Source organism: Streptomyces sp. NPDC020379, assembly GCF_044387105.1.
Taxonomy (GTDB): Bacteria; Actinomycetota; Actinomycetes; order Streptomycetales; family Streptomycetaceae; genus Streptomyces.
Genome location: NZ_JBIRVR010000035.1, coordinates 23,494 through 37,087, shown reverse-complemented (window position 1 = coordinate 37,087; position 13,594 = coordinate 23,494). Strand labels below are relative to the sequence as shown.

The 13,594-nt window shown below is 70.3% G+C and carries 9 protein-coding genes; 2 read left to right on the top strand and 7 right to left on the bottom strand.

The window, feature by feature from the left end; genetic code table 11:
* Positions 1-11: 11 nt before the first annotated feature.
* The 7 genes from fabF to ACH427_RS30745 form a co-directional block, all read right to left on the bottom strand.
* Positions 12-1,289: a beta-ketoacyl-ACP synthase II gene (fabF, locus tag ACH427_RS30775; RefSeq protein ID WP_398874841.1), complete on the bottom strand. Its 1,278-nt coding sequence runs from the start codon at positions 1,287-1,289 to the stop codon at positions 12-14.
* Positions 1,286-2,914 (bottom strand): thiamine pyrophosphate-binding protein, encoded by a 1,629-nt coding sequence (locus ACH427_RS30770; RefSeq protein WP_398874873.1) that lies wholly within the window; start codon positions 2,912-2,914, stop codon positions 1,286-1,288. Before ACH427_RS30770 ends, fabF begins: the two co-directional genes overlap by 4 nt.
* Positions 2,826-5,576 carry an aldehyde dehydrogenase family protein gene (locus ACH427_RS30765; RefSeq protein WP_398874839.1) on the bottom strand — a complete coding sequence of 917 codons (2,751 nt, stop codon included), beginning with the start codon at positions 5,574-5,576 and terminating at the stop codon, positions 2,826-2,828. The genes ACH427_RS30770 and ACH427_RS30765 overlap by 89 nt, the downstream gene beginning before the upstream one ends.
* Positions 5,577-6,010: 434 nt before the next feature.
* Positions 6,011-6,535: an acyl carrier protein gene (locus ACH427_RS30760; protein WP_398874837.1), complete on the bottom strand. Its 525-nt coding sequence runs from the start codon at positions 6,533-6,535 to the stop codon at positions 6,011-6,013.
* Positions 6,536-7,105: 570 nt separating this feature from the next.
* A complete protein-coding gene (locus tag ACH427_RS30755; protein ID WP_398874835.1) occupies positions 7,106-8,017 on the bottom strand; it encodes an SAM-dependent methyltransferase in 912 nt (303 codons plus the stop codon).
* A gap of 22 nt (positions 8,018-8,039) precedes the next feature.
* The gene (locus tag ACH427_RS30750; RefSeq protein ID WP_398874833.1) at positions 8,040-9,332 is read right to left on the bottom strand and encodes a cytochrome P450; all 1,293 of its coding nucleotides are present in this window, start codon (positions 9,330-9,332) and stop codon (positions 8,040-8,042) included.
* Between the two features lie 27 nt (positions 9,333-9,359).
* Positions 9,360-10,844 carry a methyltransferase domain-containing protein gene (locus ACH427_RS30745; RefSeq protein WP_398874831.1) on the bottom strand — a complete coding sequence of 495 codons (1,485 nt, stop codon included), beginning with the start codon at positions 10,842-10,844 and terminating at the stop codon, positions 9,360-9,362.
* A gap of 123 nt (positions 10,845-10,967) precedes the next feature.
* Here ACH427_RS30745 and ACH427_RS30740 point away from each other — a divergent pair, with 123 nt between their 5' ends.
* Together ACH427_RS30740 and ACH427_RS30735 are read left to right on the top strand one after the other, a co-directional pair.
* The gene (locus tag ACH427_RS30740) at positions 10,968-11,768 is read left to right on the top strand and encodes a hypothetical protein (RefSeq protein WP_398874829.1); all 801 of its coding nucleotides are present in this window, start codon (positions 10,968-10,970) and stop codon (positions 11,766-11,768) included.
* Positions 11,769-12,064: 296 nt separating this feature from the next.
* On the top strand, positions 12,065-13,507 hold the full coding sequence (locus tag ACH427_RS30735; protein ID WP_398874827.1) for an MFS transporter: 1,443 nt from the start codon (positions 12,065-12,067) through the stop codon (positions 13,505-13,507).
* Positions 13,508-13,594: the final 87 nt, after the last annotated feature.

Below are 13,594 nucleotides of genomic sequence, written 5' to 3'. Positions count from 1 at the left end.
GGCCGGGGACCTCATACCGCGCGGACCACGAGAGCGGCATTGTGGCCGCCGAAGCCGAACGAGTTGCTGAGAGCGATCCGCATACGCTCGTGATGCTGCGTCCGGTGCGGCACGAAGTTGATGTCCGGGTCGATCGGCTCGTCGCAGTTGATCGTCGGCGGGACGTCACCCGTGCGGAGGGCCTGGATCGAAGCCACCAGCTCGACCGCCCCGGCGGCACCGATCATGTGCCCGGTCATCGACTTGGTGGAGCTGACCGGGATCCGGGTGACATGATCACCCAGTACCTTGCGCAGGACGGCCGTCTCGATGGCGTCGTTCAGCAGCGTCCCGGTGCCGTGCGCGTTGATGTAGTCCACGTCCGACCCCGTTATCCCGGCCTCGCGCAGCGCTGCCTCGACGGCGAGGCACGCGCCCCGTCCCTCCGGATGCGGGGCGGTCCAGTGATGAGCGTCGGAACTCGCTCCGTAGCCCGTGAGCTCGGCCAAGGCCGTCGCCCCTCGTCCGTCGGCCACCTCAGCGGCCTCCAACACCACCACGGCGGCTCCCTCACTCATCACGAACCCGTCGCGATGCGTATCGAAGGGCCGGCACGCCGCGGTCGGGTCGTCGTTGCGTTTGGACAGCGCGCGGGCGTTGCCGCTGCCCGCGAGGTCGACCGCGGTGACGCAGGCGTCGGCGCCGCCGGCGAGGACGATGTCGGCCTCCCCATGGCCGATCATGCGCATCCCCGCGCCCACCGCGTCGGCGCCGCTGGCGCACGCCGTGCTCTGGGCACGGCTGGGCCCCTGTGTGCCCAGCCGCATGCTGATCTCGCCGACGGCGCTGTCCATGGCGGTCGTGACCTGGGTGAACGGGCCGATGGCCCGTGGTCCTTTGTCGCGCAGTGTGTTCGCGGCGCGGTAGATCGACCCTACCGGGCCGTAGCCACTGCCGATGATCACGGCGACCCGCGGCGCCAGGCGGTCGTCGACGACGAGTCCGGCGTGCTCGCAAGCTTCCAGCGCCGCGGCGAGGGCGTACTGCGCGTACGGGTCGGCGCGCCGGCTGACCGTCGGGGGCATGTAGCGGCCGGGTGCGAACCCGCGGACCTGGCCACCGATGCGAACTCCGAGACCGGTCACGTCGATCGCGTCCACGGTGTCGATGCCGCTGCGCCCGGCCAGCATCGCCGTCCATGTCGCGTCGACACTGTGGCCCAGCGGCGTCACCGCCCCGTACCCGGTGACCATCACCCGGCGCCGGGCCCGGGCGCGCCTGGCGTCACCTTGCCCTCGCGCGTCGGTCACTGGGGAACCACCTCGGCGTCGCGGAGGGGCGGGGCGATGTCGTCGGAAGCGACCGGCACCATGAGCACGGCTGTGCCTCCCTGTGAGCAGAACCGTCGCGCGGCGAGAATCTCCTTCGTCAGCGCGGCCTTGTCACGCAGCACTCGGCAGTGGATGTCCGGCCCGTCCACCACGGGCGGCGGCGCGCCCGGCCGGGTGAAGGGGTAACGTTCGGCGTCGAGTCCGAGGCGGGCGCGCTGGGCGTCCAGCCAGCCGTAGCCGCCGTTGCACAGCACCACGTACAGAACGCCGCCCTGGGATGGAGCGGTGACGGCGATGTCCGCGCGGGCCGCGAGGAACGCTCCGTCCCCGATGAACGCGGTGACCTCGTGGTCCGGGGCAGCCCGCTTGACCCCGATGGCCGCGGCCGCTCCGAAGCCCAAGGGGGTCTGCTCCGACGGCACGACGGACCCGCCACCGACGTGGAAGGGGAAGCAGTAGGACCACATGTCCTGAAGCCCGTTCTCCTGGACCAGCACGCGGGGCTCGCCGGCGGTGGCATCGAGCGCGGCGAGCAGCTCAGCGATGCGGATCCCCGGCAGCGTCGCCGCGCGGGCCAACTCCGCTTCCACTTCGAGCGACATGGCCTTACGGGCGGCGGCGATCTTGTTCGCCCACACCTCGGTCGTGTCCGCGCGCTCGGCCTTGCGGACTTCATCCAGCGCCCGCGACCAGCCGAGGACGGCGTGCCGGGCGTCTCCGAGCACGCGCGGGCCCGAGAACTCGGCCGACAGCCCGCCCGGATCGACGTTGACCTGCACCACCGCGACCGGCGGCCACGGCGTTCCGCCTTCGACGACTGTCTCCTCCAGTCGCCCGGCGAGCGATACCACCAGGTCGCTGGACGACCACAACTCGCGGGCGGGGGCCGCGGCGTAGAGACCCGCCACACCGCAGAACAGCGGGTGGTGTTCGTCGACGGCACCGCGGCCGGACGCGGTGGTGAAGAGTGCCGCGCCGAGGCGTTCAGCGAAGCGCTCGACCACGCCGTCGTCGTTGCGGTTCCGCATTCCGCCGCCGACCAGCACCACCGGACACCGGCTCGCGCGGATCGCCGCCAGTGCCGGTCCCCGCGCCACGGGCACGGACTCAAGGTCCAGTCGTTCGGGCAGCGTCGGCCGGGGTCCGGTGACGAGGATCTCCGCTGTGCGGACGTCATCGGGGATCTCCAGGTACACGGGGCCGGGTGGTGGCCCCACAGCCCGGGTCAGCGCCGTCACCGTCGCGGGGACGACCCGGTCAGGATGACCTACCCGGTGCGCCCACCGGACGAGGGGGGCTGTCACGGCGACCTGGTCGAGTTCCTGGAATCCGCCGCTGCCCCGGCGCCGTTCGGGCGCGCCCGCGGCGAGCACCAGGACGGGTGCGCCGGACTCCCGTGCCTCCAGCAGGCCCGTGGCCGCGTGGGTGACAGCCGGCCCTTTGCCCAGCGCGCATACGGCGAGCCGGCCGGCCTGCAGCGCGTAGCCGGTCGCCATGTACATCGCGTTGCGCTGGTCACGGCAGGGCACGAGGTCCAGTCCGGCGGCGTCGAGGGCGCGAAGCAACTCCAGGTCGTCGCCGGGCAGTCCGAAGCAGGTGTCCACCTCGTTCGCCACCAGCAGGTCGACGATCGCGGACCACGCGTCGGCGTACCGCTTGCGCACCCGGGTCACTCCCCACCCACCGTGACAGGGGCGGCCGTGGGGAGATTTCGCGCCACGGCTGCGACATGAGCAGTGGTTCGGCGTGCCGCTCACCGCCGTAGGAGATGTAGTTCGCCCTCACGCCGAATCCACCGAACGGGCGGTTGCCGTCCTCGGCGTCGAGCAGCGTGTGGTCGACACAGGTTCGGTGACGTTTGGCCAGGACTTTCACCGTCTCCGGATCGTTCCCGTAGACCATCGCTCCCAGCGCGCGTTCGCTGAAGTAGGGGCTCGACAACCGTTCACGCAACCGCCTCGCGCTGGGATAGGCCACGACGTTGAACACCGGGGCGAACATCTCGGCGAGGGGGATCTTGTCGTCGAAGCCCCATAGCAGCACGGTCGGCTCGATTTTGCGGGACAGTAGATCGATGCGCCCGCCGTGCCGGATGTGGCTCACATGGCGCACCAGATAGTCCGAGCAATTCACCAGCGCCGAGTCGTAGCAGATCGGGCCGTAGTCGACGGCAGGGTCGCTGTTCTCCCCGAAACGCAGCGAAGTCAGTTTGGTGGACAACAGGTCGATGAATTCCTCAGTGCGGCCCTGCGGTGCGAACACGACGTCGGGACCGAAGCAGTCCTGGCCCGAATTGTGGAGCCGGATTTTCGTGACGTCATCTACGGCGTGTGTGAGATCGGCATCGGGTGCGATCACGAAGGGGTTGATGCCGTGGCCGAAGAAGAGGAAGAGCTGGTCTTCCGCCAGCCCTTCGCGGACAGTCTCGGCATTGGAGTAATTCCCGGTGAAGACGATGAGATCCGCCTCGCGTACCGGTCCCGTCGCGAACTTACGCCGGCTGAGGTCGAAGAGCTTGATGGGTAAGCCGTGAACCGGCGCCAACAGGTCGTGCAAGCGCTGCATCTGGCTTTTGTTCCCGGAGGACGGCCGGAAGATGATTCGGTCGCTGTAAAGGGATGCCACGAGCATGTGGAGCGCGTAGGAGTACAGCGGGATGTTGGAGGGCATGAAGACCGCGGCCCGCGGCACACAGCCGGGCCGGACACGGCGGATCTCCTCCTCCGCTCCGTCGAGGGTGGCGAGGAACGAATGAATCTCCGCCCTGGCGGTGTTGTGGGGTGAGATCTCGGTGAGGACGCTCATCACCGTGTCCACGTTCTCGGCCACGTACCGGCGCACGGCGTGCAGCGCGTCGACGCGGTCGGCGAAGGGAATGCGGTAGTCGGTCGCACCGCCGGTCGAGCCGAACGCGGTCGCGTCGGTGGTCGTGCGGTGCGACGCGGGCAGCGAGGTCATCGCGACCTTCTCCAGAACGACCAGGTCGGGCTTTCCTGTGGTCGTGAGAGGTAACGCGGGAAGCACGACGACGTGGTCGGGCTGCTCGTAGCGGGCGAGCACGGAGCGCAGCAGCCGTTTCCAGTGCGCGGGCTCGTGATCGTCCGGGTCCGCGATCACGAACACCAGACGACAGCCCAGACGCTCGTCGGGGACGGCGACGACCACCGTCTGCGCGCCGGCCGACCCGGCCCGTTCGGCGAGATGGTCGGGATAGAGCGTGTGGCCGTCACGGTGCACGGCGTGCTTGCGCCCGACCGGGAAGACGTGACCGGCGTCGTCGAGCAGGCCGATGTCGCCGGTGCGGTGAACGGGGCCGGACACCGGGATGATCTCACCGTCATCGCCCAGATGACCGGTCATCAGACCGTCACTGCGCACGACGAGCTCGCCGAGCCGGCCGTTGGGAAGCGCCCTGCCCTGGTCGTCGTGGACTTCGACGACGACGCCGGGCAGTGGCGTGCCGCACCCGACCGGATCGGTATCGGGCGCGAGCGCGATGTTTCCCACCTCGGTCGCTCCGTAGCCGTCGAGCAGGTGCCGGCCTGTGCGGGCGTGGAACCGGGCCGCCAGGTCGCGCCCCAGCGGCGCGCCGCCCACGCACCAGGCTCGTACCGACTTCAGCGCGGTCGCGAGAGCGGGACGACGGTCGAGCAAGTTGAGCAGGCTGTAATAGGTCGAGGGTGCCCCGTCCACGATGGAGAGGCCGTTGTCCACGCCCACCGCGAGCGCACGGTCCAGGCGTGTGGCCGACCCGTGGACCACAAGCGAGCCTCCGCCCAGCCACCAGCAGAGGACCAGCGACAGACCGTATTGGTGGGAGTACGGCAGGACGGGCAGGAAGACGTCGTCAGGCCGGTACCCCATTCGTTCCGAGCTGACTGCGAGGTTGTCCAGAATCGAGCGACCGGAACGAACAATGCCCTTGGGGCTTCCTGTCGTACCCGACGACCAGGAGATAGCGGCGTCCTGGCGCCGCGCCCAGGCCGACATATCGGGCACAACCGCCGTGTTCGAAGCGGGCCGTGGTGCCGCGGTGTCGCCTGTACTGCCGCTGATTTCGAGCACTACGCGCGCCTGAGCGCGGATCTTCGATCGCTGCGACAGGGGGGCTCGATGATCAGCCAGGACCACCGAGGCGTCGAGGTGAATGAGTGCGAGTAAATCGACGACCCATTCCGGGGAATTGGCCCCGCTCAGCATCACCCTCGAACCGGATTCGATTCCGCGGCGTGCGAGAAGTTCGGTGGCACCGAATACGCGGGCCAAGATTTCGTCTGTCTCCCAGATGTGCCCCTCGGGCGAGATTAAGCGCCTGAAAATGGGCAACTCGTGCTCCTTAGCTCCAGGGGGCGTGTCCAACTTCCTGGGCGTGCACTTTCGTGGAACCACCTGTTCAACTAGATAAATATAAAACTACTATCCCATGCCCGTGGAACGGTGTCGAGTGCTGCGACGATGCTCCATGACACGTGTGGGGGCGTTGAGTGCGCAGTGACGTAAGAGATGTGATGGGTGGCCAATTCTGATCGGTGCATTCATGGCGTGGACATCGTCCGCGTGCGGTGACGGCTCGGCCACCCTGCGGCATGGCGGCGGCCATGACCGCGACCGCCGCCACCGCGGGCACGGCGACCACGCCGGCCTTCCGCCATTCCGTCGCCCTCCCCCCCCGGCGGAGGTGCTGCGCCGCGGCCGCTGCCTCACTCGCTGTGGACTTTGGCGCGGTGACCCGCGTCTCCCGCGGGGGCGGCGGCTGACCGGCTCTCTTCCTCCTCTCCCGGGCTGCCCACGGGCTCGTCCTCGTGGCGTGGGTGCGGAAGCGTCGCCGCGGGAGCGGAGGTGCGGCCCGGGGGCGGGTCGGCGAGGAGGCGGGGGAGCAGGATCTCGCTGATGCCCTGGATGGAACCGTCGCTGTGCAGGAGTTCCATGGCGGGTACCTCACGCTGGAAGTGCTTGCGCACCTTGTTCATGACCTCCATGGCCATCAGGGAGTCCATCCCGTAGTCCTTGAGCGGCGTGGTGGAGGAGATCTGTTCGACGGGCATGTGCAGGGTGTCGGCGACCATGGAGGTGAGGGCTTCTTCGAGGAGCCTGAGGGCTTCGTCGGGCGGAGCTCCGGCCAGACGGGCGAGGAGCTCCTCCAGCCGGTAGTCGGTTCCCGCGATGGGAGGCGGGACGACATGGGAGAAGCGCGGTCCGTTCAGCGATGGTGCGAGCAGCGTCATGCTCGCCCAGTCGAGCGTCTCCCTGGGTGTAGGTGCGCGAACCTGCACTAAAGGGTTGGATGCCCTCTCCGGAAGGAGATATCTGCGAATCCGGATCCCCTACGTCAGTGAATGTCGGTTCATGTGTTCCACGGCGAGGACCAGCCGCACGAGGGGGCGCTCTGATCGTGTACGGACCGATGGCTTCACCCTGTCACCGTGCGCCCCGCGTAGGCGAGTTGGGGTGGGGGAGGAAGGGCTGGGGCCGGGAGTAGCGTGCCGAAGAGCGGCACGCTCTGTGGGAAGCGGCGCGTGCGGAGGCGGATGAGGGTGGTGGCCCGGGCCGGTCGCAGGTCCACCAGCGGGGAGGCCGCGGGGCGACGGTGAGGTGGGTGGGGCGGAGCAGCATGATATCGGCGGGGTGAATTCGGGCTGGAGGACGGCGAGTTGATTCCCGCACGGGTGCGTGCGGGGCTGGGTGAAGCCCTCGGCGGCGTGCCGGGTTGATGGCGCCGGATGCGTGGGCACAGGGCGGGCGGGTGTGTGGGGCGATCGTCGGTTTTCCCGGGTGCGTCCGATGCGGATGGGGGGTCAGGGTTGTGCGGGCCGGCGCAGCAGGCAGGCGAGGTAGCCGGTCTTTTCGGAGAGGAAGGTGAGGAGGTTGGCCAGAGGGACGTCCATGTCGCTGGTGAACTGGTCGCCGAACCGCTCGGCGACCAGGGGGCGGTTGTCGGCGTAGATCCGGCTGAAGGCCCGCATGGTGGGGGTGATGTGCTCGGTCAGGTCGCGGAGGTGTTCCAAGGGGAGCCCGGCTGTGTGGATCTGGTCGAGGACCTGGTCCTGGGTGGGCAGCGGGCAGAACGCGAAGTCGCGGAACATGGCGAGTTCGGTCTCGGTGGCGGGGCGAAGCTGGGTGTAGAAGGTGACCAGGATCGGGGCGCCCGGTCGTGCGGCCCGGGTCAGTTCGCGCAGGCCCCGCACGGGGTCGTTGAGGTGGGGGAAGCTGTCGAGTGCCCACACGGCGTCGAAGCCCTGGTCGGGGTAGGGGAGGTCCATGGCGTCGCCGTAGGCGAAGCGGACCTTGTCGCTCAGGCCCGCGGCGGCGGCGCGGCGGGTGGCCTCCTGGACCTGGACTCGGCTGATGCTGCAGCCGGTGACGTCGCACTGGCGCTGGCCGGCGGCGCGGATGGCGGGGCTGCCGTGGCCACAGCCCACGTCCAGCAGGTGCTGTCCGGCTTCGAGTTGGAGCAGGTCGCAGAAGAGGTCGGTCATCCGGTTCTGAGCCCGGGTGGCGAGTTGGGCGATGGGCAGCGGGCTGTCGAGGTCCGCGGGCTGCCACAGACCGTAGTGGAAGCTGTCGCCGCTCATCAGCTTGCAGAGGTCGTCGGCGTCGTCGTACCAGGCGCCGACCTCGGCGGGCGTGGGCAGCGAGGGGCCGACAGGGGCGAGGGAGGTCGGGGGCATGGCATCCGCTTTCGAGGGGGAGCGGTGGTCAGCGGTCATCTGGTTCGCCTTCTGGGCGGCCCTACCAGTGGGCGGTCAGGGTGCCGGGGCTGCGGACGGACAGGTTGGTCGGCCAGCTCTCGGGCCTGTTGACGGGGTCGTCGGTGAGCGTGAGGCCGGGGAGGGCGCGGGTCAGCGCGGTGACGGTGGACGCGGTGGTGTGCAGGGACAGGGGCGCACCGGGGCAGTAGTGGATACCGGCTCCGAAGGCGAGCGTGGGCGGGGTATCGGTGCGCAAGTGGTCGAACTGCTCCGGGTCCGCGACGCGGTGGCTCTCGTCGTGCGGGGCCGAGCCGAGCAACAGGAGCAGCCGGGCGCCTGCGGGCAGGTGGACACCGGCCAGTTCGGTGGCGCGGGTGGTGGCGCGCAGCCAGCCGGTGAGGGGGGTGTCGTGGCGCAGGGTCTCCTGGACGGCGGCGGGGATGTGCTCGGGACGGTCGGCCAGGTGCCGGTAGGTGCCTGTCCTCAATACGTGGTAGAGGGTGTTGGCGAGGAGCCGGGAGGTGAGTTCGGCGTTGGAGAGCACGACGTCGACGAGGGTGGAGGCGATCTCCCGGCGGGTCAGCTGCTCCCCGTCCTTGCTCCGGTGCTCCAGCATCGCGGTGGTGAGGTCGTCCTGGGGGCGGTCGGCGTGCCGGTCGACCAGGTCGTTGCAGTAGTGCCAGATCTCGTCGAGGGCGCGGGCCGCGTTCTCCTGCTGGGTGTCGGTGAGTTGCCCCCAGACGAGGTCGGCCAGGCAGGCGGAGCGCGCGCCGATGGCGGGGCGGTCCGGGTCGGGGATGCCGATGAGGTCGGCCATGATTTCGGTGGTGAGTGGCCGGGCCAGGTCGGTGACCAGGTCGCAGGCTCGGGCGGGGCGGCTCGCCAGGTCGCCGACGTGGCTGGTGATGCGCGCGTCGATGGCCGGCTGGTGGGCGGTCAGCTGCTTGGCGGTGGTGGGCCAGACGGCGTTGAGGGCGCGGCGGCGGCGGGTGTGTTCGGGCGGGTCGATGGAGGAGATGAGGGCGCTGTCCATCTGCTCCAGGACGGCGAGGGCGGCGGGGGCCATCTCCTGGACGGGGGTGTAGCTGAGGGTGGTGGTGTAGTTGCCGTGCTGGTCGCGCAGTACCTCGGCGATGTCGTGGTGGCGGGAGACGACCCACAGTCTCAGCTCGTCGTCGTGGTGGACGGGGTGTTCGGCGCGCAGGTGCGCGTAGCGGGCGCGCGGGTCACCGGCGCTGTGGGCGAAGGTGGCGCCGGACACGCCGACGGGACATTCGGCGGCCGGCGGGCAGGGCTCGGTGGTGGGCGGGGGCGTGGTGTCGGTGGTGGGCACGTTGGTGTCCTCTTCGGCGGAGCCGGGTCAGTGGCTGCGGCGGGGGCGGGCGACGAGCAGGACGCCGTTGTCGCTGATGCTGTCGGCGCCGTCGGCGAAGTGCTCGGTCAGCGGGGCCAGCAGGGCGGCGCGCAGCTGGTCGCGCTGGGCGTGGCCGGTGTGCCAGAAGTCGGCGAGGGCGTCGGCGGCGGCCTCGGCCTTGGCGTGGGGTCCGGACTCGGGGAAGCGGACGCGCACCGCGACCGGGTGCAGGGCGATGTCCTCGAAGCCGTGCTCCGCCAGGATCTCGGCGGCCAGGGTCAGCAGGTGGCCCTGGTGGTCGGGCCGCTGTCCCACGAGCGGGGCGCAGCAGCGGTTCCACAGGTCGATGAGTTCGTTGTCGGGCGAGCCCTGGACGAGGACGACCTTGGCCTCAGGGTGGGCGGTGTCGACGACCCGGGCCAGTTCGGCGACAGCAGCCCTCGGATCGTCGGTGTAGTGGAGCATCCAGGTGGCCACGGCCGCGTCCACCGACGCGTCGGCCAGCGGGAGTTGTTCGGCGCGTCCGGGCAGGACGGTCACGCCGTCGGCGCCCAGTGCCTGCAGGCTCTCGACGCGTGCGGCGTGCGGCTCCACCGTCGTGCAGGACCCGAGCCGGTGGGTGATCGCGCGTACGACCGCGCCGCTGCCGCCGCCGACGTCCACCACCCGCTCGTTGTCGGCCAGGGCGTCGACCACCGGGTCGATGTCCTCGCGGTCGAAGCGGGCCTCCACGGCGAGCCAGCCGTGCTGGGTGAGCTCGTGCGGGCCGCGGTACGCCTCGGGGTGCGGGTAGGGGGCGGCCAGGGCGTGGGCGGGGACGGCGGGCCCGCCGGGCTTGCGGGCGTGGACGAAGAAGTGTTCCTCGGTGCCCATGCCGGGGAAGTCGGGATGAAAGTCGCTGATCCGGTGGTGCAGGATCTCAAGTCCCGCCGCGCGCAGGCGCTCCAGGTACACATCGACGGGGTAGCTGGTGGCGGTGACCTGGTGGCCCATCCAGGTCATCGAGTGGTTCTCGGCGTCGAACGGGACGGTGGCGAAGACGAAGTAGCCGCCTGGCGCCAGCCAGTCGGCGATCTGTTCAAGCGTGCGGTCGAGGTCGGAGCGCGGCATCTGCAGGAGCGGGAAGAACGCGCACACCGCCTCCCAGCCTCCGCTGCCGTAGCCGACAGCGCGGACGTCGGCCTGCTCGAAGCGGGCCGCGGGCACCTGGGCGCGCGCGATGTCCACCATGGTCGCGGAGACGTCGATGCCCGTCACGCGATGGCCGGCGCGGGCGAGCAACTCGGCGGTCGGCCGCCCGGTGCCCGAGCCGATGTCCAACACCCGTGCCTGAGCGGGCAGTCGGGCGATCAGCCAGTCGAGGGCGGCGAGCTGCGCGGGAAGGTGGGCGTAGGTCTGCTCGTACGTCAGGCCGAGTTCGTCGAACGGGCGGGCGGCGAGCTCGGCCGAATCCGGGTACGCCGAAGAGGCAAGGGCTGCTTCAGGGGTCATCGCGAGCGGTCCGTTTCCGTGGGCACCGACAGATCGTCCCGGACACTACACTGCGGAATCGACTTCTCACGCACCGTGCGCATTCGGTGCGATCTTCCATGCCCGGACCCAGGAGCCACACCCGTGACCAGCACCGCCGACCCCTCCGCCAGTGCAGTCGAGAGCGGCCATGCCGCCTACTTCCGCTTCCGCGACGAGCTGTTGGGCCCTTCCCGCAACCGAGTGCTGAGCGGCGCCGAACTCTGCGAAGCGGGCCGGCTCATCTACGGCCGCCCCGAGGGCCTGTCCCTGTACGGCATCCCCGCCCCCGACATGGAGGCCAAGGGCCTGCGCCTGCTGGGCCGCACCACCATCGAATGCTCCATCGACCCGTACTCGGCCGCCGTCGCTGTGGCCGTCGCCGATCTGCGCACCGGGCCGCTGCCGACCCAGGGCGGCATGGTCGTCGACCTGTTCTGCGGTTCCGGCAACTTCGGCTTCCATCTCGGACAGCGTCTCGGGCTGCCGGTCCTCGCTTCTGAACTCGACCCGGACGTGTACCAGGCCACCCGCCACAACCTTGACAGAATCGGTTCTGCGATCGACCTGCGGCTGACCGACTACCGTGTGCTCCTCGCGTCCCTCACCCCGCGCGGGCCTCACGACACCTATGTCGTCGAACCCCCATGGGGTCCCGCGTTCACCGCCGCCGGCCTCGACCTCGAAGCCACCTCACCGCCGGTACCCGCCATCCTCGCCGACATCCGCCGCCACCGCGCCGGCCTGCCCTGCCTCGTCGCCATCAAGACCAACGACCAGATCGCCCACGGCTCCCTCACCACCTCCTTCCACGGCGCCACTCACCTGCGCACCATCACCCCCGCCCCCACCCTCCCGTACGGAGCCAACATGGACTTCCACCTCTACCGACTCCCCGGAAACTGACCGTCACCACCCCGCAGGGCCGAACCCTCCAGCCACCAGGCCCGCCACGCACCCCGGCCCGGTCCCTGGTCCGCTCGACCAAGGCCCCCCGCCCGGTCCGACCAGCGCACACAGCGGTGACTTCGGTTGGATCCGTACCGGGTCCAACCGGGCTCGACAAGGTGATGGGGCAGGTCGGACCGGCATTCCGTCGGCCTGCTCCGCCCTGTTCGGCCGGTTGTCGACTTTGGGCTGAGCAGGGGATGAGGGGCGCGCCGCGGCGGCGTACGGCGGGAGCGGTGTGCACGGTTGTGGGTATGAAGGACCAGGCTGGTGGGCTCGGGAAGAGACTGCTGCGTGTGCGCGGCCGGCCGCGTCGAGCGCGTGAGTCGGCGTATTCGTGGCAGCTGGTCGTGCTGACCGTCTCCGTCGGCGCCTTCATGGGCCAGCTGGATTCGAGCATCGTCACGATCGCCTACCCCAGTCTGGAGCGGGAGTTCGGCGCTCCGCTCGCCACCGTGCAGTGGGTTTCGCTGGCCTACCTCCTGGTGACGACCGCTCTGATGGTCACCGTCGGCCACATGTCCGACCTGCTCGGGCGCAAGTCGGTCTACCTCCGCGGCTTCGCTCTCTTCACCCTCGCGTCCGCGGCCTGTTCCCTCGCCCCCGACCTGGCCGCACTGGTGTGCTTCCGTGTCGTGCAGGCGCTGGGCGCGGCGATGATCTCCGCCAACAGCGTTGCCCTGGTCACTGTCGCCGCCCCGCGCGAGAGGCTGCGCGGCGCGCTCGGCTTCCAGGCGGCCGGCCAAGCGCTGGGCCTGGCCGTCGGGCCGACACTGGGCGGTGTCCTGGTGGCCACGGTCGGCTGGCGCTGGGTGTTCTGGATCAATGTGCCGGTCGGCGTCGCCGCCATGATCATGGGCTACTACCTCCTGCCGCCCACTGACAGGCGTGCCACCGGCGCCCGCTTCGACCTGCCCGGCACGGCCTGGCTGGCATCAGGGGCGGCCGCCATGCTGGGCGGGGTGTCCGCCTTCTCCGGACTGCCGCTGCCCGGCTGGGCGGGCGCCGTGCTGATCGTCGCCTCCGCCGTACTGTGGTGGGGTTTCGTACGGCGCGAGGGCCGGGCCGCCGAACCGCTGGTGTCCACGCGGCTGATGCGCGACCGGCGGGTCGCCTGGGGACTGCTCGGAGCACTCGCCGGATATCTGGTGCTGTTCGGACCGCTGGTACTGGTACCGCTGGCCCTCGTCAGGCACACCGGGGCCGACGAGATGAGAGTGGGCCTGCTGCTCGGCCCGCTCGCGGTGGGATTCGCGCTCGCCGCCAACGCCCAGGAAGCGGTACTGCCGAAGGCATGGCCGAGCCGCCGCCGGTGTATGGCGGGCGCCCTGCTGGCCCTGGTGGCTCTGGCGGGGTCGGCCCTCGCCGTACCCCGGGACCTGTGGCTCATCGTCTGGCTCGGTGTTCTCGGTCTCGGACTGGGACTCTTCACCCCGTCCAACAACGAGATGGTCATGAGCTCCGTGCCCGAGGAGCACTCCGGCACCGGAGGAGGGATGATCAACATGACGAGATCGCTCGGCACCGCGCTGGGCGTCGCCCTGGTCACCCTGACCTACCACCTTGACAGCGACCACACCTGGGACTCGGTACTGCCGCTCCTACCGGTCCTCGTTCTTGTCCTCGGCGCCCTGCTCATGGCCCTGAGCGCCGCAGCGGGCGGGCGCGCCGGCTCCCCTTCGGACCCTGGCAGCTGACAGGAGGCTCCCTGACTGCCGAAGCGCCTGGGCTCCCGCCGAACACGCTGTGAACCCGGCCGCCGCGGTCCCGCACGAGACGGGTGA